17 protein-coding genes are annotated in these 18275 nt (G+C 38.9%); 2 read left to right on the forward strand and 15 right to left on the reverse strand.

Annotation, left to right across the window (positions count from 1 at the left end; genetic code table 11):
- Window positions 1-8: 8 nt before the first annotated feature.
- On the forward strand, window positions 9-347 hold the full coding sequence (locus ABVF21_RS05975) for a hypothetical protein (RefSeq protein ID WP_371017715.1): 339 nt from the start codon (window positions 9-11) through the stop codon (window positions 345-347).
- 64 nt (window positions 348-411) lie between these two features.
- Here the strand turns inward: ABVF21_RS05975 and ABVF21_RS05980 are convergent, their stop codons facing one another.
- From ABVF21_RS05980 to ABVF21_RS06045, 14 genes are all read right to left on the reverse strand, one after another.
- Window positions 412-1128, reverse strand: coding sequence for a MurR/RpiR family transcriptional regulator (locus ABVF21_RS05980; RefSeq protein WP_371017716.1), 717 nt, complete (start codon window positions 1126-1128; stop codon window positions 412-414).
- Window positions 1129-1283: 155 nt separating this feature from the next.
- Window positions 1284-2717 (reverse strand): FGGY-family carbohydrate kinase, encoded by a 1434-nt coding sequence (locus tag ABVF21_RS05985; protein ID WP_371017717.1) that lies wholly within the window; start codon window positions 2715-2717, stop codon window positions 1284-1286.
- Between the two features lie 10 nt (window positions 2718-2727).
- Window positions 2728-4200: an FAD-binding oxidoreductase gene (locus ABVF21_RS05990; RefSeq protein WP_371017718.1), complete on the reverse strand. Its 1473-nt coding sequence runs from the start codon at window positions 4198-4200 to the stop codon at window positions 2728-2730.
- A 40-nt stretch (window positions 4201-4240) separates the two neighbouring features.
- On the reverse strand, window positions 4241-5035 hold the full coding sequence (locus ABVF21_RS05995) for an SDR family NAD(P)-dependent oxidoreductase (protein WP_303535059.1): 795 nt from the start codon (window positions 5033-5035) through the stop codon (window positions 4241-4243).
- Window positions 5036-5303: 268 nt separating this feature from the next.
- On the reverse strand, window positions 5304-6356 hold the full coding sequence (locus ABVF21_RS06000) for a M14 family metallopeptidase (RefSeq protein ID WP_371017719.1): 1053 nt from the start codon (window positions 6354-6356) through the stop codon (window positions 5304-5306).
- A 601-nt stretch (window positions 6357-6957) separates the two neighbouring features.
- On the reverse strand, window positions 6958-8331 hold the full coding sequence (locus ABVF21_RS06005) for a hypothetical protein (protein WP_371017720.1): 1374 nt from the start codon (window positions 8329-8331) through the stop codon (window positions 6958-6960).
- A 31-nt stretch (window positions 8332-8362) separates the two neighbouring features.
- On the reverse strand, window positions 8363-9733 hold the full coding sequence (locus ABVF21_RS06010; RefSeq protein ID WP_371017721.1) for a PTS ascorbate transporter subunit IIC: 1371 nt from the start codon (window positions 9731-9733) through the stop codon (window positions 8363-8365).
- Between the two features lie 88 nt (window positions 9734-9821).
- Window positions 9822-10091 carry a PTS sugar transporter subunit IIB gene (locus ABVF21_RS06015; protein WP_371017722.1) on the reverse strand — a complete coding sequence of 90 codons (270 nt, stop codon included), beginning with the start codon at window positions 10089-10091 and terminating at the stop codon, window positions 9822-9824.
- A 13-nt stretch (window positions 10092-10104) separates the two neighbouring features.
- A complete protein-coding gene (locus tag ABVF21_RS06020) occupies window positions 10105-10839 on the reverse strand; it encodes an SIS domain-containing protein (protein ID WP_371017723.1) in 735 nt (244 codons plus the stop codon).
- Window positions 10840-10841: 2 nt separating this feature from the next.
- A complete protein-coding gene (locus tag ABVF21_RS06025; RefSeq protein WP_371017724.1) occupies window positions 10842-11294 on the reverse strand; it encodes a PTS sugar transporter subunit IIA in 453 nt (150 codons plus the stop codon).
- Window positions 11295-11528: 234 nt separating this feature from the next.
- Window positions 11529-12500, reverse strand: a complete 972-nt coding sequence (gene lacD, locus ABVF21_RS06030; RefSeq protein WP_371017725.1) for a tagatose-bisphosphate aldolase — start codon at window positions 12498-12500, stop codon at window positions 11529-11531.
- Window positions 12501-12508: 8 nt separating this feature from the next.
- Window positions 12509-13657, reverse strand: coding sequence for an N-acetylglucosamine-6-phosphate deacetylase (gene nagA, locus ABVF21_RS06035; RefSeq protein ID WP_371017726.1), 1149 nt, complete (start codon window positions 13655-13657; stop codon window positions 12509-12511).
- 23 nt (window positions 13658-13680) lie between these two features.
- Window positions 13681-14859: an SIS domain-containing protein gene (locus tag ABVF21_RS06040; protein WP_371017727.1), complete on the reverse strand. Its 1179-nt coding sequence runs from the start codon at window positions 14857-14859 to the stop codon at window positions 13681-13683.
- Between the two features lie 179 nt (window positions 14860-15038).
- Complete coding sequence (locus ABVF21_RS06045; RefSeq protein ID WP_371017728.1) at window positions 15039-15755, reverse strand: GntR family transcriptional regulator; 717 nt, start codon at window positions 15753-15755, stop codon at window positions 15039-15041.
- 566 nt (window positions 15756-16321) lie between these two features.
- Here ABVF21_RS06045 and ABVF21_RS06050 point away from each other — a divergent pair.
- The gene (locus ABVF21_RS06050) at window positions 16322-17680 is read left to right on the forward strand and encodes an SLC45 family MFS transporter (RefSeq protein ID WP_371017729.1); all 1359 of its coding nucleotides are present in this window, start codon (window positions 16322-16324) and stop codon (window positions 17678-17680) included.
- 222 nt (window positions 17681-17902) lie between these two features.
- On the opposite strand, the gene ABVF21_RS06055 is transcribed toward ABVF21_RS06050, so the two are convergent.
- Complete coding sequence (locus ABVF21_RS06055) at window positions 17903-18250, reverse strand: helix-turn-helix domain-containing protein (protein ID WP_303535071.1); 348 nt, start codon at window positions 18248-18250, stop codon at window positions 17903-17905.
- Window positions 18251-18275: the final 25 nt, after the last annotated feature.

The following is an 18275-nucleotide window of genomic DNA, read 5'->3' on the forward strand; positions in this document are numbered from 1 at the left end:
GGTTTTTCTTGAAAGAACTACATTCATTAACAGTAAGAGAACGAATTCTTGAATCCACAAGTCTATTACATAAGCAAAAACAGCTTCAGGATGCCATTGACGACATTCATCATATCGACGAACAGTTTCTAAATTTGGTGCGGAATATTATCATTAGCGAAGATCAGCAAGGCAAAATTGTTAAAGCAATGGTAGAGGAAACCGAGCGTTATACAATGACAAACCGCACTCTGCTAACAGCTTTAGAAAAACAGTCTGAACAGGCTGTCAAATCTTTAGACAGACAGGCAGATGATCTAAAGGTTCAGAGTCTAACGATTACTTATGAAGATACTCCTTCTGCTTAACTTGTACACAAAAAGCGTCTCACCTCATTCCCCTATGAAGTAAGACGCTTTTCTAATACCGTGTTCACCTTTCGCCTCCCCCACTAATCCTCGCAATCACTTCTTCAATAAAAATAAAAAACACCGTTCTCGTTTTTTCAAAAGGAAGCAGGCTGTTATCCTGATTAAACTTCGATAAATAGAAAATATAATCCGCCATCGAGTTTAACGTGTTCACATACTCTTCTAGAATCAGCATGATATCTGCACCGTTTTGCTTTGTTTCTGTAAATAAATTTTCAAACGATGAGAATTTCCCTGTAACGGAAAGAACGATCAGTAGAGTATCTTCATCTGCCAGTCGGCTCGCAAAGTCTTCACTTTGCGCTACGGTAATATTTTTATTGGTGACAACTGTCAGCTTGTACGCAAAGTACTCTGCACTAATAAAAGATGGACCAAGACCGTAGATGATCACCTTCTTATACTTTTGAAATACAGAAACAAAATCATCAATAAGGGCAGGATCGAAGTTTTCTAGGAACTGCATTAAGCGCTCAATTTCGTTTGATTTTTTTTGTTTTTCAAGGTTGATTTGCTGCCCGCTAAAGTAAAGCTTATATTGCTTAAAGTTATCGAAGCCTAATTTACGTACGAGCTTCGACACTTTTGAGGGGGAGACTTCACATAGCTCAGCGGCATCGATGATTTTCAACTTATCGTTTGTAGCAACGACATCCGATAATTTGCCGTGAACTTCTTCTTCTAATTTCGTTAAATGATTCGTATCTAATTTGATCATACTTCTTCCAGTCCTTTCACTTTGCTCCTGACTCGCGCAGCGAAAACAAGCAACCGTCATTTCCTATTAGAAAATAACGATTGCTTTTCTCCTAATTGAAACGCTCATGTCACAATTTACAATAGGTCTACCATAACATGATTCCCTAAGAAGGCTTAATTAAAAATCGGATAAGAAAGCTTTAATATTTCATCCGTATGCTTTCTAACGTTTTTCACAACTGTTTCGTTCAACTTGTTGTAGAATTCATAATGACTCTGCACTGGAGTGAACGTTTTTTCCGTTTTTACCATTTGCTCGATCGCCTCTGGGAACGTATCATACACTCTTAAATGCTTCGTTGCACTAATCGCGGCACCTAGACACGCGCTACTACTTCCCATGCGTCGGTGAACAGGTAAACCAAACAAATCAGCGATAATCTGCATGATCACATCGCTCTTTGAACCGCCGCCAATGACGACAACCTCGTTCAACTCAACATCAATTTCATCTAACATCTCTTCAATGTTGTTTTTAATATTAAATGCAATCGCTTCGAGGATCGATCGATAAATATGGTACCTGGAATGTCTTTGATCGAAGCCTAGCATTATCCCTTTTCGGTACGGCTTATCAGGTGAAGCTAACCAATCTAGGATCGTAATCAACCCATCACTACCAACAGGAACTTCTTCCGCCTTACGATTCAAGAACTCTTCTTCCGAGATCCCTAACTTCTCTGATTCCGTTACAAGCTCTTCACCGATTAACTTCTTAAACCAGCTAACCGTCCATAATCCACGTCGAATACCGTTAGATTCATAGACGTATTTAAAGGGAATGGATGCAAAGGTTGGAAAAAAGTTTTTCGCGTCCTCATAATAGTTGTCTCTTAATAACATGGAAGAAATAAAGGTACCCAATGAAATCATGATTGAACTGTCGTTCTGAATACCTGATCCCAGCACTTCCACCGCTTTATCGTTCGAAGTAGCAACGACTGGAATGCCTTCGCTTAAACCAAATTCCTTTGCAAGCTCATTACGAATGGAACCGAGCTTTTCACCTGGTTTCACAAGGTTAAACAGCATATCTCTTCGTAAGCCGTTCGCTTCAATTACGGCGTCATCCGTCGACCAATCTAACGTTTCACGGTCAATCGGCCAAAATACTTCCTGATTACCAGCCGTATCGTTGTATTCTCCCGTCAGCTGTAATCCTAAATAGCCAGAAGTTGTTGTCACATACTTTACGCGATCGTCTTTGTGCTCATACGGTTTTGATAATCTATCATCCATCCAGCTAATCGCTGGATGGGCTAAATCACCGTCTTCATTTAGTAAAACGCGACAGCATCGGATCGTACATAATCCGATTGCTTCGATTTCTTTCGGATTACCGTCGAAATTCGCTAAACAGTTTTTCACACCGTAATACACACTATCCCATAAGTCATCGTCTGGGTGAATGACGACGCCTGGTTCAGGTGTTAAGGTTTCCCTTAACGCCTGTGAACCATAAGCGACTTCATTTCCTTCTAGGTCAAAGATCACTACTTTTGTGCTTTGTGATCCATTATCAATTCCCATGATGTATCGATTCGCCATGATTTCCCTCCTAGCCTCTAATATACTTTTTCACTTCGCTAGGTTGAGGGAAAATCGTGCCGTGATTCATGATGCCTTTTGGATCAAACGCTTCTTTTAACTTCTCAAGCATATAATAGGCAGAACCGTGCTCTTCTTTTGTCCATTCAGAACGATACTTCCCAATACCATGGTGGTGACACATAGAGCCGCCAAGCTTCAACGTTTCTTCAATAATAATTTGGTGAATCGGGTGGTGATAAATGCGCATTTCATCTTCTGGTGCACAATTAATTGTGTAGTTGTAAACAAAATACATATTTGTTCCGTTCAAGTAGCTATGAGAAGAGTGACCGCCAAGCATCGTTAGCTCATCTGTACGATCAAACTCATTTTTAATCCGTTCGATAACATTGTTATAAAGTTTCGGGATACTTTCCCAGTCAGCCGACACTTCTGTTGTAAATCCATCATGAGTATTGTGATCAATCATATCCTGAATTTCGCGCTCAATGCGGCTTTCATCCCAGTTCAAGTTATTGAACCAGTTTTCAATTAGCGACGAATCTACTTTTTCAACAATACCCGACTGGAACTTTTCAACCGCTTCTTCAATACCTGCATTAGTTGCTTCTACGATTCCTTTTGGACCTTCCGCCATGAAAATCAAAACGCACTTATCATTATAAAAATGTTTAAAATGCTGTCTTGCATCTTCTTCAGAATAAACGCGCGCAACAGATGGACGGTAACCATTCACCATGACTTCACGTAGCACTTTGATCCCAGTTTCAACATCTTTAATCAAGTAGCCGTGGAACGCATTATTCTCTGGATTGTGCTTAAAGATTTTCACTGTTACTTCTGTGATATAACAAAGTGCACCTTCGTTCCCAATTGCGATGTGGCGAATATCCGGGCCACCAGAACGTCTAGGAACGTTCTTAATCCTTGAAACTTGTCCTTCTGGGAATACACACTCAAGACCAACAACCATATCTTCAATCGCACCATACAAAGTGGAAAGCTGACCAATACTTCTTGTTGAAACAAGGCCACCATATTGAGCAACTGGCTTGGACTGCGGTGAGTGACCGGTCGTATAGCCTAATTTACGTAGCTCATCTTCAAGCGTTTGAAGCTTCACGCCAGACTGAACCGTAGCCTGCATGTTGTACGTATCCATTTTAATAATTTCATTCATTTTAGAACCATCAATGACAAGCGTCGTTTCTTTCCAGTTTTCCAGTCCACCCTCAGTGCCTGTTTTCCCACTTCTCGGGATCACATTAATGTTATTTTCATTACAGAACATGAGAAGCGTTTTAACTTCTTCCGTTGAATGAGGGAACACGATCGCAAGTGGTGCTGGAACATCAAGTACATTTTTCGTTTTTGCGTATTTCTTATAGCGATCGGCTGATGCGTCGTAGAGCGCCTCTTCATTTGTTACGATTTGATCCTCAGAAAGTTGAGCTTTTAATTCTTCTAATAGGTTTTTCATAATTGATTCTCCTTTTTTTATTATGATAGTTTAATAGAATTTATCGTACGAGATAGCCACCATCGACATTAAGTAACGTTCCATTTACATAGTTAGAAGCGTCAGATGCCAAGAAAACAACCGCTCCCATGAGATCCTGAATGTTCCCCCAACGATTTGCCGGAATATGATCGAGTATACGCTGGTTGCTTTCTACATTCTCTCTTGTCGCCTTCGTTACGTCTGTTGCAAAATAACCCGGCGCAATGCCGTTTACTTGAATATTGTATTGAGCAAGTTCATCGCAATACGCTTTTGTGAAGCCTGCTAAACCATGTTTCGTAGCAGCATAGGCCGGAGACCATTGACCCCCAAGGTACGAAAACAGAGAACACGTGTTAATGATTTTTCCACTTTGTTGTGGAATCAATTGCTTCGCTACTTCATGTGACAGTTCAAACGGCGCATCCAAGTTAACCGACACCATTTTATCCCAATGTAATCTCGTAAACTTTGTAACGTCAGGCTCATTGATGTTAATCCCAGCGTTATTAATAAGAATATCGATTTGTCCAAAAACTACTAAACATTCATCAACAATCGCTTTACAAAAACCGTCTTCTGTCAGATTTCCAAGCATTAAATGATAACGAACACCTTCTGCTTCAATCAGCTTCTTCGTCTGGTCGTCATCTTCTGCCATACTAACAGCAAAGATGTCGGCACCAGCTTTCGCTAATGCAAGTGCAAACCCCTGCCCTATACCTGAATTGCCTCCAGTGATAATTGCAACTTTTCCTTTAAGATTAAAAAAATCCATCGTAAAATCAGTAATTTGATTTAAATCGGGGTTCATACTCCATCTAGCCACCTTTCAGAATTGTTTAACTACGTTTAGTTTAAGACTTCACTACTTCAATATCAAGTATTTTATAGAGAAATTTCTCTTTAATAGATTATTTAAGTCATAAAAAAGGAAAATTTTCTTAAAGACCAAAGGTTAGTGTTACCCCTATAATTCCTTTTACATCAAAACAAGAAAAAAGAGACAAACCTATTAAATCTCTAATAGGTTTATCTCTCACATTTAAACTATCTTTTTCTTATATCGTAGTTTTTTTTACTTACTCCCCATCATAATTACTTTCCGGAAGCGTATCCCAGAAAGTAGTATCTGCTGAATCAATCGAATCATCTGCCAGTGCATTTAGACTCGCTTTCATTGCCGTAACCGCTTGTTGGATTAAATAACCATTACTCTTTTGCCCGAGAACATAATCATCGCGATAATGATCGGCCATACCGCGCATTTCAAAAAGAAGTGTTGCAATGCCATATTCCATCGCGAGTCCATTTCGACTAATTGTTGGCGCACTTCCTCCTGGATACTTCGAAAGTAGACCATATCCTTTTGCTTCAACGGCGTTATAAACAACGGATCCAAGTTCTTTAGACTGCTCCACCACTTCTGGATCAACGTCTTCGTTGGTAGGATAAAGAATAGATCCAGACACAAGTTCGCCCGTGTCGCCTAATGTTGTTTGTGTTCCCTGATGATGAAGGTCAATCATATAATCCGGCGAATATTTTTGTAGCACATTCTCGTGTAGCGCCTTCGTTTCAGGCTGCTCGCGATCCACATGATCACGGTTAAGATCAACCTCGTTAGCGTTATAGCGTGTATGCGTACCAGAAACATAGTTTTCTAATGAAAAATTCACATCGCCTTCTGCCCCATCGACATTAAGTCGAGGTGCAATCAGCACATTCACATTATCAAGGATATTCTGCACATTCTTTCCATTTGACGATAAATACTTAATCATCTCAAGAGCGCCTTCCGTCGTTAACGTTTCATTTCCGTGTTGCTGTGTTAAGAATAAAATCGTTGGATTATCTGGGTTCATGGTACCAAACTTAGCAAGGTAAAGATCTCTCCCTTTAACCGACTGACCGTACACTTCAAGCCCCAACGCTTCAGAACGCTTATCAACTTTTTCTAAAAAGCTCACCATTTCTTCATAAGAATGCAGACGTTCATTTTTAATCGTTTCATTGCCACCATAGTTCGGTCCATTCGGTCCGTTATCTCCCGCTAAAGCCGTATTCCCTGTTAAAAAGGAGCCAGACACAAGCATCGTTCCCGCTACTGTTAATGTAAGAATTTGTTTCTTCATATTTATCCTCCTATAATTATAATCGACTCATTTTGTTCCCGTTCACAAAGTTATGTATCAGTTGAAAACAACAAACTCGCTACATAATAAATTCATTTTCTTTCATTCTCATCAGATTCCTCCTCTGGATAAAAAGTCTATAACTAAGGATTTCTAGTTTTTTCACCTACACTCCTTTGGATTAAATTTAAAACGAAACGTTTGAACTAGTAGATTTTAATTTTTATAGGTCGCTTTACATAGAGATTAATAAACACTAAAGTTTCTGTGAGACTTTACTCATCCATTCTCACCAGCTATAAAACAAATTTCACTAATTGATGACTACTTCTTCTCATTAGGCTCAAATGTTAACATAGTTCAAATTTCTCACCCACATCCATTAGTTAACTCACTCATACTCGGAATAATAAGAAGGTAATGGCTTGTAAATTTTCCGCTTACTCGAGATTTGATAAAATAAATTTCTTATTATATCGAGGATCTCCTTTGATTCAATTGAATAAAATAACCCCTGTACTGTGTTTTTCCACAGCTCAGGGGTTATAGACGGTTTATAAAACCTCTTAATTCATGTATACACTAAGTTTATTTATCCAATCTAACCTTCTTTAGGTACATAAAGCTTAATATCATCAATTACCGCAGATCCCTCATAGTAATTGAGATGAGGAATCCCAAGTATAAAGTAATCAGGATAAGCTGAATCATCCGGCCATTGCTCTACTGAATAACTGCCATATGGGCCAGTAAATGTCAATGAAGAATTATACTCACCATCATATTCTTCAGGTGAGTTATTATAGTGCCAAATTGGTCTATCATCTTCAACAAAATCTCTTTCATAGCGCAGTGTTTTGTACCCACTATACTTAAAGTTTCCTGTCATCTCCATTACATATCCAGTTTCATTCCGTTCAATGGCAAATTTGTAGGATTCTTCTGGCATTAACTCTGGCTGTATTTCCGCATTCGATACGATCGAATAAGGAGAATCCTTGTCTGAGAAAGAACCACAATCTGTTTCAAACATAAAGGAGTTATAACCAATAGATGGATCACGGAACGTATCTCCAGCAAAGAAAATACTATTGATTGCATTATTGGAGCTCTCTTCACTAGTTTGGCTATATAAATCACCTGTATCTGGATTACAAACGCCATAACTGCTCGCCCATGAGCCACTCACGTTATAGGCATCCATACCGACTTTTCTATGATTATGAATAAACACATTGTTATGTGGAGCCGGGTTTGCATAATCCATGATTGAAAGGAAGTAGTAGCCATTTTCTTTCGTCACTTCTCCAAAATTCTGATTTTGATGAGAAGGTTCACCTGAAAAATCACCGCTACGCTTCCACGGGAAATTCGATTTTCGTTCATCTAATGTATAGCCATTATGCTTACCATCATAATCGAATGATCCGTCTCTTTTCCCTCCAAAATCAATACCTCTAAGGACATACTCAACTCGGTATTCGGATGGAAGCTCTTCAGTCGAACGAATAATTAATCCTGAATCAAAGCTTGTTGATAATTCAGCCGCATGCTTCCCTTTATCTAATTTCACATTTTTAAAGGAAGCTTCTGTATCTGGCGTTCCGTCTTTATTATAATCTCTTGTCGCAACTTCGGCCGTAAGCCAACCATCCTTACCAAAATCCACTCGTTTTCTTAGTAAGTTAAAACTACTAAGTTGCTCCTCGAAATTTTCTCCTCCCTTAATTTGATAAAATTCTCCATCATCGTCCAGATGATCCACGTTCCAAGGGCTTTGGTCACCATAATCATCGATAATCCATGGAGCCTCGTCAATCAACAAACTTCGATTAAAATTCTCGTGGTATTTCAACTTCCAATCTTTATGGAGATTAGCATTATCGCTTTGGGCCAGAGCCAAATCTCCTTGTCCTATAAATACGGCGAAACTTAACATGCATAACATACCAATTTTTATTGTTAAACCCTTCATTATCTTAGAATACCTCCTTGCTTGAATGTAATCACATACTTTCGGTCTTATTAATTGGCTCGACCGCTTTCTTCTTATAAAGTACACTGCAAATAATGAAAGCTAACACAGCCAAACCAAAGCCAACAAGTGGAATGTTTAAGACAAAAAAGAGTTTCATAAGCCCCATTACAATGATCACATCGGGTACTAACAGAGCTAGTCCTTCAACACCATAAACTTGTAATCCAAAGAGTGGATAGAACAAAGCGACTGGAACTGTTAAAATAACGCCATAGACAGCTCCAGAAATCATAGCTCCGCGTCTTCCCCCTAAAGCATTCCCAAATATTCCTGCCATCCCCCCTGTGAAAAAGCCTCCAATAATAGACGGTAATGGCACAATCGTACCGAATAGCGTAGAGAGAAGCATACCAACTACCATTCCAATAATAGAGAAAATAAACCCTAGCATAAGCGCATTAGGCGCGTATGGAAAGAATATCGGAACATCAAGCGCTGGCTTCGCCCCTGGCACAACCTTAAGGGCAATACCACGAAAGGCCGGGACGATTTCGCCTAGAAACATTCGTACCCCTTGAAGAAGAACGAGTACGCCAGCTGCAAATCCAAGAGAGTTCAATGTACTGAACACTAAATAATTTTGACCGTCTGAAAATGGTTCCACCACTTCCGGTCCAGCAAATAGTGCAGTAATAATATAAATTAAAAACATTATTAGTGAAATCGATACCGCTGTATCCTTAAAGAAATTCAACTTCTCGGGCATCTTCATCTCTTCACTATTTTTCTTTTTATCTCCGAATAGTTTACCAATCCAAGCAGAAAGAACTACTCCAGTAGTCGTTAAATGACCATAAGCGACCTTGTCGTTTCCTGTTATTTTTCTAACAACAGGCTGAGCTATTGCAGGTAGCAGTACTAATACCATACCGTGGATGATGGATCCAAAAATGATGCCGTTCGTCTCAGATACTCCTAAGTCGTGAAAAGCCCATGCAAGTGAACCGGCGAGAATCCACATCATATGACCTGTCAAAAAGATGTATTTAAATGGGGAGAGACGAGCTAAAAGAAGGTTGGTTATAAAACCAAACAGTAAGATGAAAGAAGTCATTCTACCAATTGCAGCTACTGAATCTACTAAAGCTGCAATAACGGCCTCATCTACTGGAACAACTCCTGTTAAATTGAAGGCTTCCTCAAACATCGTGGCAAAGGGGACAAGGTTCGTGACAATTAAGGAGGAACCAGCACCTAATATTAATATCCCTAATATTGTTTTCGTTGTACCTTTAATAACTTCAGTAAATTCTTTTCTTTGAAGCAAGAGACCTAGTAAAGCAACTAAGCCCAACGTAATCGCTGGAACCGTTAGTATCTCAGCAATGGCTTTTAACAATTTGCACACTCCCTTTCGTTGACGGCCTTAAATCATGACGAGTACACCTAGACATACGCCTAGATGTACTTGTCGTACTTGTCATCCACTATTTATTCAAATATTGAAGTAATTTCTCTTTAATTTCGTCCGTATCTGTTAAATTATGAATATATATTTTAGGAACATCGACGCTATCTAGTGCAGATCCTAAGTCTGCAGAGGCCATAATTAAGTCTGCTGATCTCCCTTTGGCTGACCCTGCATCCAGCGCACTAACTTCAGCTTTAACCCCTTCTTCTGCTAGAATGTCATCCACCGTCATTTTCAACATTAAACTCGTACCAAATCCCATTCCGCATACAGTTAAAATTTCCATTTGATCTCCTCCATTATAAGCATGTTAGTCTATCACGATATTTTTGGATAAATTCCTTATTAATTTGATCACCTTTATCAAGGTTTGAGCTAACATAAATCGGTGGTTCAACTCCATCTTTTACTAAATCCTCAATCACCTGCACGATAATGGATTGTAAAATCGTAAACCCAATAATCGAAGAAGTTGAACCGAATTTAGATTCTAACCCTTCCGTTTCCATTATGGCGTCTCCGGGTTCACCATGATTGTCTAGAACAACATCTGCTTTATCGAATAATTTTTCTCCGCTATGATGCCTCGATTTCACTTCTTTAGAGAAATCAAGGGAAGTAAGGGCAATAACTTTCATACCTTTCTTTTTTGCTTCGATCGCCATTTCAATTGGAACTGCATTCCTTCCAGAAGTAGAAACAATGAGCATTACGTCCTGAGGATGGACATTTTCTTTGTCCAAAATCACTTTAGCAAGGCCCTCCTGTCGTTCTGAAAATGTACTAATCGGGGCAGATGGTTCAAGTGAGAGAGAAGGAGCTAAGACAGCATTTACTGGTACTAATCCTCCTGCCCGATAAAACAACTCCATCGCATACATTTGGGAATGTCCACATCCAAAGACATGAAGCACGCCATCTTCTTTAATCGATTCCTTAATTATTTGCACCGCTTGAATAATATTCTCTTCTTCTACCTCAGAAACCTGACGTAGCATTTTTTCGATATTGCCAAAAAATTGTTTGTACAACATGGTTATCCCTCCACTTTGGTTTGTATCATTGTTAGAACATGTTCAACATCGTTATCATTCCTAATTGAATCAAGGAGTTCTCCATCTTGCAGAACTTTCATTAATTCAGCCATTAATTGCAAATGAGAGTCATGATCGAGAGCGCCGAATGCAAAGATCAAATCTACAGGATCCTTGTCACCTGCTCCAAATTCAATAGGGTTCTCAAGAGTCATCATACTCAAGCAAATTTCTTTTACGTTTGATTCTGGACGAGCATGAAACAATGCAATCCCAGGTGCAATGACTATGTAGGGACCAAATTCATGAACAGATTGAACCATACTATCAATGTAACCTTTGTTAATAGAATCATTTTCAAGTAATAAATTCCCTGCTTTGTTTGCTGCCTCTTCCCAGTCGGCTACTTGTTCATTCAACCTAATCGTTGAAGTATTTAACATGGTTGTTATCATGATTCTCTTCTCTCCTATCCTTCTCAAATTTACTTAATAAACACCAACTAGTTATGTCGTCATAACCAGTTGATCTTTAAAAAACCCTTAGAAAAAAATATTTCCTCCTTATAGCTAAAAATAGTACCATACAGATTAATGAACCACGTAGTTTTCGTTACGTAATGTCACAGGAATTTTCATCAATTGTCTGATCCTAAGATTGATTGATGCTCACTATCCCGATTCAATTCATTAGATGTATTCTTTACACGAAGCAGCCGTTTCTTTTAAAACATCATTGAGAGCCATTATATTGCGCTTGCCTTCCGTCGCTAACCATTGTTCAGCTGTTTCTTGCCCTGACTGTTTATATTCATACGCAGAACCACTCCATGTTGCTCGTCCACAAAGAACGCCGTGAAACTCTGCACCTGAGTGTTTAGCAAATTTTAACGTTTCTTGGAAAAGTTCTGCACTAACACCTCCGCTTAAGAAAATAAAAGGAAGTGGAGTAGCGTAACTTTGCTCCCTAAAATATTCAGCCGCTTCTTCTTTCGAGTAAACTGCATCTTCTTTTGTATACCCTTCTACATAATTCATATTGACCGGGACCTCGACCTTCAAAACATCTGCACGAAAGCGTTCTTCAGAAAAATGTTTCATCGATGAGATAACTTTCCTAGGTCTTATTTTGGCATATTCTGGGCCCTTCATGTCATCAATTTTTTCGTCATAAGTAAGAATTTCAAGAAAAAATGGAATTTCCTCAGCAACACATTCAGAAGCAATTCTTTCAATAAAAACATCTTTCTTTTCATTAATTTCTGGAGCTCCATCAGCATCGTGGTAGAGCAAAACCTTAATGCCATCCGCACCTTTTTCTACTAGTCTTCTAACAGACCATTCAGGAAGTAAGCTTGGCATACGACCTGGTTCATCAGTATCATAGCCTGTTTTTTCATAAGCAACAAGAAGGCCACATTCTTCATTTTTCTTTTCAACTGCTGGCCATCCATACTCTGGATCTAATAGAATTGCTGATGCGTATGGAGTCAATTGGTAAGAGACAAGCGATTTGTACGCTTCAATTTCCTCTTTAGCAGTATCTTCTCCCATCATGCGTTTCAAAGCTCCTCTTTGATCAATAGCCAGAGCACTAAAAAACCCATGATCGTTCATTAATCTATTGAGACGATTTTGTTTTACAACACTATTCAATGTCATTCCCCTTTCTATTCTCGAGAGTAAATAACTTTACCATTAACAGCAGTGCACTCTACTTCTAAATTTGAATTAAGTACGACATAGTCAGCTTTTTTTCCTTCCGCAATACTGCCAAACTTACTTTCAAAACCTAAACTTTTCGCCGGAGTTAAAGAAGCTAAATGCCAGATATCTGTTAATTCTTCTTTTGTCCACTCACACAAATTCTTAATGCCATCGATCAGTTCAAGAGTACTACCAGCAAGAGATCCTGTTTCAGTACGTGCGACTCCATCTGTTATTGCCACTGGAAACTCTCCTAATGTATATTCCCCATCAGGCATCCCACCTGCTCGCATGCAATCTGTAATAAGCATGAGACGATCTTGTTTTAATTGATAAGTTAGCGCCGCAACTTCGGGGTGGACGTGTAACCCATCACAAATGATTTCAACAAATGAGTTTTTTGATCTTAGCGCAGAACCGACTGTACCTGGTTCTCTATGATGCATCCCTTTCATCCCATTGTATAAATGAACGAAATTATTTGCTCCATTCTCAATGGCCTCTTCACAACAAACGTAATCTGCATCAGTATGAGCAATACTCACTTGAACACCAGAGCGTTTGACGCTTCGGATAAACTCCTGCGTGCCTGTTCTTTCGGGTGCTAACGCAATCTTCCTAATCATTCCATCTGCAAGTTTCTGCCATTCGTTAAATTCTTCTAAAGAAGGGTCTTTGAAGTATTTTTCATTTTGTGCACCTTTATGGGTTTCCGTAAAATACGGTCCTTCTAGAAATATTCCTTCTGATTGAGCACCTGGTAATCCCTGTTGAACCATACTCTTCACTGCCATTATTGCCTTATTCAAATCTTCAGAAGAAGATGTCAGCGTAGTAGGTAGAAAACGGGTAACCCCCCGGGCAGCCAATGATATAGAAATTTTCTTCACTGCTTCTTCAGTTCCATCCATAATGTCATAACCATCGATTCCATGGATATGAGTATCAAACAAACCTGGAGCAACTGAAAACCCAGACCAATCTACGACGTTATCTTCCGAAGAAACATCATGAACTATGGAAGAAAAGATTCCGTTTTCAATCAGTAAATATCCTTTATCAACTACTTTATTTTCAAGTAAAAAGTGATCTGCTTTAATGAAATAGCGCAATTTCATCACCTCCAATTCCTTACTTACTCATCCTCATACTTGTAAATGGTCACCCCTTGTACCACTCGGTTAATCGCACCTGTTGGACTAGGATTATCCGGCGTAATACCTAACTGAATTGATTTTTTCATCGCAAGTGTTTGAGCAAATAGAATGTACGTGAGAGCAGAAAGAAAATCACTTGCTTCTTCTCCTTCATTTTCTTCAAGGGAGAAAGCTAAATCGGCCAGTTCTTCTATCTCGTTATCAGCTTGAATTGATAAAGCAACAACCATAGAACTGGCTTTCTCTTCTTGAAGCTGGCGGATCATATCAAGATCGTATTTCCTTGTATACTCATCTTGTGAAACAAAAACAATAACTATGGAATTTTTATTCAATACTGATTTCGGCCCATGACGAAAACCTAGAGTAGATTCATGAAGAGCAATCACTCGCCCTCCAGTTAACTCAAGCATTTTTAGGGAGGCCTCCTGAGCCAACTTACCTAGAATACCTGAACCAAGGTATATGACACGTTCGAAGTGATTTCTAAGAATCGTGTTTACGACATCGTCTACTTGTTTAAGGAGCTTATCACCTGCTTCGATCAACCGACCTGTTTCCAGGTCCTTCCCTTGTTCTGGTATGAACAGTTCATAAGCTGCCAGCAGCATAGATGTAAAGCTACTTGTCATCGCTAACGATTTATCATTAGCTTTTTCTGGCATAAGCACAGTGAAACCTTTTTCATCATACTCGACATTTTTCGCAAGCTGACCATCCTGATTGCACGTAATCACTACTTGATAAAAGTCTTTTACTAATTGCTGACCTAATGACACAGCAGCTTTGCTTTCAGGACTATTCCCAGACCGTGCAAAAGAAACCATAACGGTTGCTGTTTCAGGAGATAAGAATTCACTCGGGTTTGAAACTATATCAGTCGTTGGTATGGCATTAAAAACCATATTCTTGTCGCTCCACCTATTTAGTACTGGAGCGACCGTTTCTGCCACATAGGCAGAAGTTCCTGCTCCCGTTAAAATAAAATCAATTCGTTTATGGTTCTTGTTAATTCCTTCCATAAACTTACTGAAAGCAGGCTGGGTATCTTTCAAAGAAATGATCAGTTCTCTCCATACTTCGGGTTGATGATAAATTTCCGTAGCTGTATGTAAAGCCCCCTTTTCATTAACATCATCTTTAGATAGATTGAACATTTTCCTTACCTCCAATTTGGTAATGTCGTCATAACCAGTTTGAGTAAAAAGTATAATGAACGTTTGCTCAATTACACCTGTGATGACCAATTACGCAATATACATTCAATTACTATAATTGGGCATCACACGGGAACCCTTCATTTGCGTAAGGGAAAGAGCTATCAGTGGAGATCGTTTCATGTTAACTCAATTGTATATTCAAATTTGTCTCCTCTAGCAACAGTGACGGTGTACTCTACAATTTCTTCATTGGAATAAGCAAACCTCTTTATCAACATAGCAGTTTGCTGGGTAGTTGTTTGTAGACTTTCTGCCTCATCTTCTCTTATCAAAGTTGGAGAAAAACTTTCAACCGCTTTATTTACTAATACACCATAATCATTGTAGAACACCTCATACATTGGCAAAGTATCCAGGGTTTCTTGAGTTAGCCCAGGGAATTTCGATACCGGCATATACGAAGTTTCATACATCAAGGGTTCTTCATCAGCTAATCGAAGTCGAACAACTTTATAAACTTCTTCATCTTTTTCTAACCCTATCTTATTTCCAATATCGCCTTCTATTTTCATTATCTCAAATGATAGTACCTTGCTTGTTGGGATTTTGCCTATCTTTCTCATTTCTTCTGTAAAACTATATAATTTCACCAAGTTTTGACTATAAGATTTAGGAGCTACAAAAGTACCTTTTCCATGCTGCTTATAAATAAAGCCCTCACTCTCAAGCTCTTGCATCGCTTGTCTCACAGTAATACGACTCATTCCATACATTTCACAAAGTTCCCTTTCAGATGGCAACTTTTCTTGTTCTCGATACTTTTGAAGTTCAATTTTCTTTATAATGTCATCCATTAGCTGTAAATATAAAGGAATTCTCTTTTGCCTATTCACATTTTATCTCCTATTTTGAATTTTAGGTAAGTGGTTATTACCAGTTAAGTTTATTCTAACCTTTTTATACATAAAGGTAAAGGAATAATTTTAAACACCGGTTCGCTATTCTTAAGCAAAACCGTCATATAGCTATGTTGAAAATCAGAATTCAGTAAAATATATGTATGGAAGAAATCATCTTCTATTAGTTTCTATTACCTTAACCCACTGGACTTATTCTAAAGAAAAACATATTCAATGACGATATCGCGCGATTTAACCTCTCCTACTGTTTCATCTCCTCAACCAAATATGTGCAAGCGGTTGCGTAAACGGTATCATATAGTATATACTATTCAAACGAAACATCATTTGGTCTTCTTTCAGATTTTCGAAAGTCTTACATATCTTTTATATAGCACAGGAAGGGGCTAGTATAAGATTCAACTGTTATTGTTGAACGCTCTAATCGCTTCTTTAATAGAATGCTGATCGCCATGCGGTAACAGCTTTTATTTTCCCATCAATGTGCAAGCGATTGCACATTGATGGGAAAACCTAATCATTAATTTCTGGAGGGAATTATGCTTAAAGAACAAGTTGCCACAACGAATGAAAAACGATATCAAAAAGAATTACCCGCTCTGCCGCTTACTACAATCTGGTTAATTAGCTTCGGTTTTTTAGGGGTTCAGATGGCCTTTTCATTACAAAGCGCGAATATGGGACGCATTTTCCAAACCTTAGGAGCAGATCCTCATAATCTCGGTTTATTCTTTATCCTACCGCCACTCGCTGGATTAGTTGTTCAACCTTTAGTTGGATATTTTTCCGACAGGACCTGGATTCCAGGGCTTGGCCGACGAATTCCTTATCTACTCGTTGGAGCTGTAGTTGCTGTCATTGTCATGTGTCTCTTGCCCAATTCGGGTAGTTTCGGATTTACTGCAGTAACAGCGATGACGTTTGGAGCCATCGCCATTCTCTTTATGGATGTCTCATCAAACATGGCCATGCAGCCATTTAAAATGATGGTTGGAGACATGGTGAATAAAGAACAAAAAGGATTTGCGTATTCGATCCAAAGCTTTTTATCAAATAGTGGTGCTGTGTTAGCTAGTATTTTCCCGTTTCTATTAACAATTATCGGCGTTTCGAACAGCGCACCAAAAGGCGTTGTGCCACAATCTGTCGTCCTTTCATTTTATGTTGGTGCAGGAGTTCTCATCATCTGTAGTCTGATAACGGTATGGAAAGTAAAAGAGTATACTCCAGATGAGTTCGCAGTTTATCACGGCATTTCGAAAGACTCGACGAAAGAAAAGGTAAACATTTTCAAACTACTTGGAAGCGCTCCAAAAGTATTTTGGACCGTTACACTCGTTCAATTATTCTGCTGGATGGGTTTTCAATACTTGTGGACGTATGGCACCGGTGCCATTGCGTTAAATGTTTGGAATACGAGCGACCCTTCTAGCGCAGCTTATCAAGATGCCGGGAACTGGTTTGGGATTTTAACAGCCGTTCAGTCGATTGGCGCCGTACTCTGGTCTCTCGCTTTATCCAGAATTCCAAACAACTCACGCAAATTCTATTACTCCATGAGCTTATTGCTAGGTGGGATCGGATTTGGATCTGTCTTCTTCGTGCACAATCAGTGGGCACTGGTTATTTCCTTTACGTTAATCGGAATCGCTTGGGCCGCGATGATGACCTTCCCATTCACGATCTTAACGAACGCACTGAAAGGTAAGAATATGGGTACATATCTTGGTCTCTTTAACGGTAGCATTTGTTTACCGCAAATCATTGCTTCATGCTTAAGCTTTGTTTTATTCCCAATGATCGGATCTTCAATGCCGTTTATGATTTTACTTTCCGGTGTGTTACTTGTCGTTGGGGCGTTGTCTGTACCGGTTATTAAGGAGACGTATGCGGAGTAGGAAGTCATTTTTATACGAACGCTCAAAAAGTGTGAGTGTCTAACGTTATCTTATTCTATATGCTCGATACCCTTTATATGATTTACTTATTCAGACTGAAAGCCCCGATTAAGCCAAATTAATCGGGGCTTTCCATATGTTAGTTTTTACGACTATCACAACTTGATTATTTTAAAGGTAAAAGTGTGAAACCACTAGCCCTACTTTCTCCATTTCCAAACCTTACAAAGCCTTTCTCTCTTTATTTCTCCACTTAATATATTCAATTACCTCTTTATATTCACTTAAACTCTGTTTTTCGATTCCTGCCCTTTTAACCTCTTCTATAAAAAGCAACCAATCTTGAGAAATATCGTGAGTATGATCTACACCTTTCTTAACGCCTATTATTTGATAAATATCTATATTCAATTCTTTTGAGAGTCGGAAAAGAACATTGATAGACGGATTATTCTTTTTATTTCTTTCTAGATTATTTAGATAAGACTTCGATACATTTGAGCGCTCGGCTAGTTCAGTGAGTGTCATTCCTTTTGCCAATCTAAATTTTTTTATATTTGCCCCTATCATTTACCTTTTCACCTCCAGTTACAGA

This window comes from Pseudalkalibacillus sp. JSM 102089, assembly GCF_041366475.1.
Lineage (GTDB): Bacteria > Bacillota > Bacilli > Bacillales > Guptibacillaceae > Guptibacillus > Guptibacillus hwajinpoensis_B.

Coding starts and splice junctions, on each gene's coding strand:
- ABVF21_RS06040 (WP_371017727.1), bottom strand. CDS start 14,859: ATGTTCAATCTATCTAAAGATGATGTTAATGAAAAGGGGGCTTTACAT.
- ABVF21_RS05995 (WP_303535059.1), bottom strand. CDS start 5,035: ATGAACCCCGATTTAAATCAAATTACTGATTTTACGATGGATTTTTTT.
- ABVF21_RS06000 (WP_371017719.1), bottom strand. CDS start 6,356: ATGAAGAAACAAATTCTTACATTAACAGTAGCGGGAACGATGCTTGTG.
- ABVF21_RS05980 (WP_371017716.1), bottom strand. CDS start 1,128: ATGATCAAATTAGATACGAATCATTTAACGAAATTAGAAGAAGAAGTT.
- ABVF21_RS06055 (WP_303535071.1), bottom strand. CDS start 18,250: ATGATAGGGGCAAATATAAAAAAATTTAGATTGGCAAAAGGAATGACA.
- ABVF21_RS06005 (WP_371017720.1), bottom strand. CDS start 8,331: ATGAAGGGTTTAACAATAAAAATTGGTATGTTATGCATGTTAAGTTTC.
- ABVF21_RS06050 (WP_371017729.1), top strand. CDS start 16,322: ATGCTTAAAGAACAAGTTGCCACAACGAATGAAAAACGATATCAAAAA.
- lacD (WP_371017725.1), bottom strand. CDS start 12,500: ATGACATTGAATAGTGTTGTAAAACAAAATCGTCTCAATAGATTAATG.
- ABVF21_RS06025 (WP_371017724.1), bottom strand. CDS start 11,294: ATGATAACAACCATGTTAAATACTTCAACGATTAGGTTGAATGAACAA.
- ABVF21_RS05990 (WP_371017718.1), bottom strand. CDS start 4,200: ATGAAAAACCTATTAGAAGAATTAAAAGCTCAACTTTCTGAGGATCAA.
- ABVF21_RS06020 (WP_371017723.1), bottom strand. CDS start 10,839: ATGTTGTACAAACAATTTTTTGGCAATATCGAAAAAATGCTACGTCAG.
- ABVF21_RS05985 (WP_371017717.1), bottom strand. CDS start 2,717: ATGGCGAATCGATACATCATGGGAATTGATAATGGATCACAAAGCACA.
- ABVF21_RS06015 (WP_371017722.1), bottom strand. CDS start 10,091: ATGGAAATTTTAACTGTATGCGGAATGGGATTTGGTACGAGTTTAATG.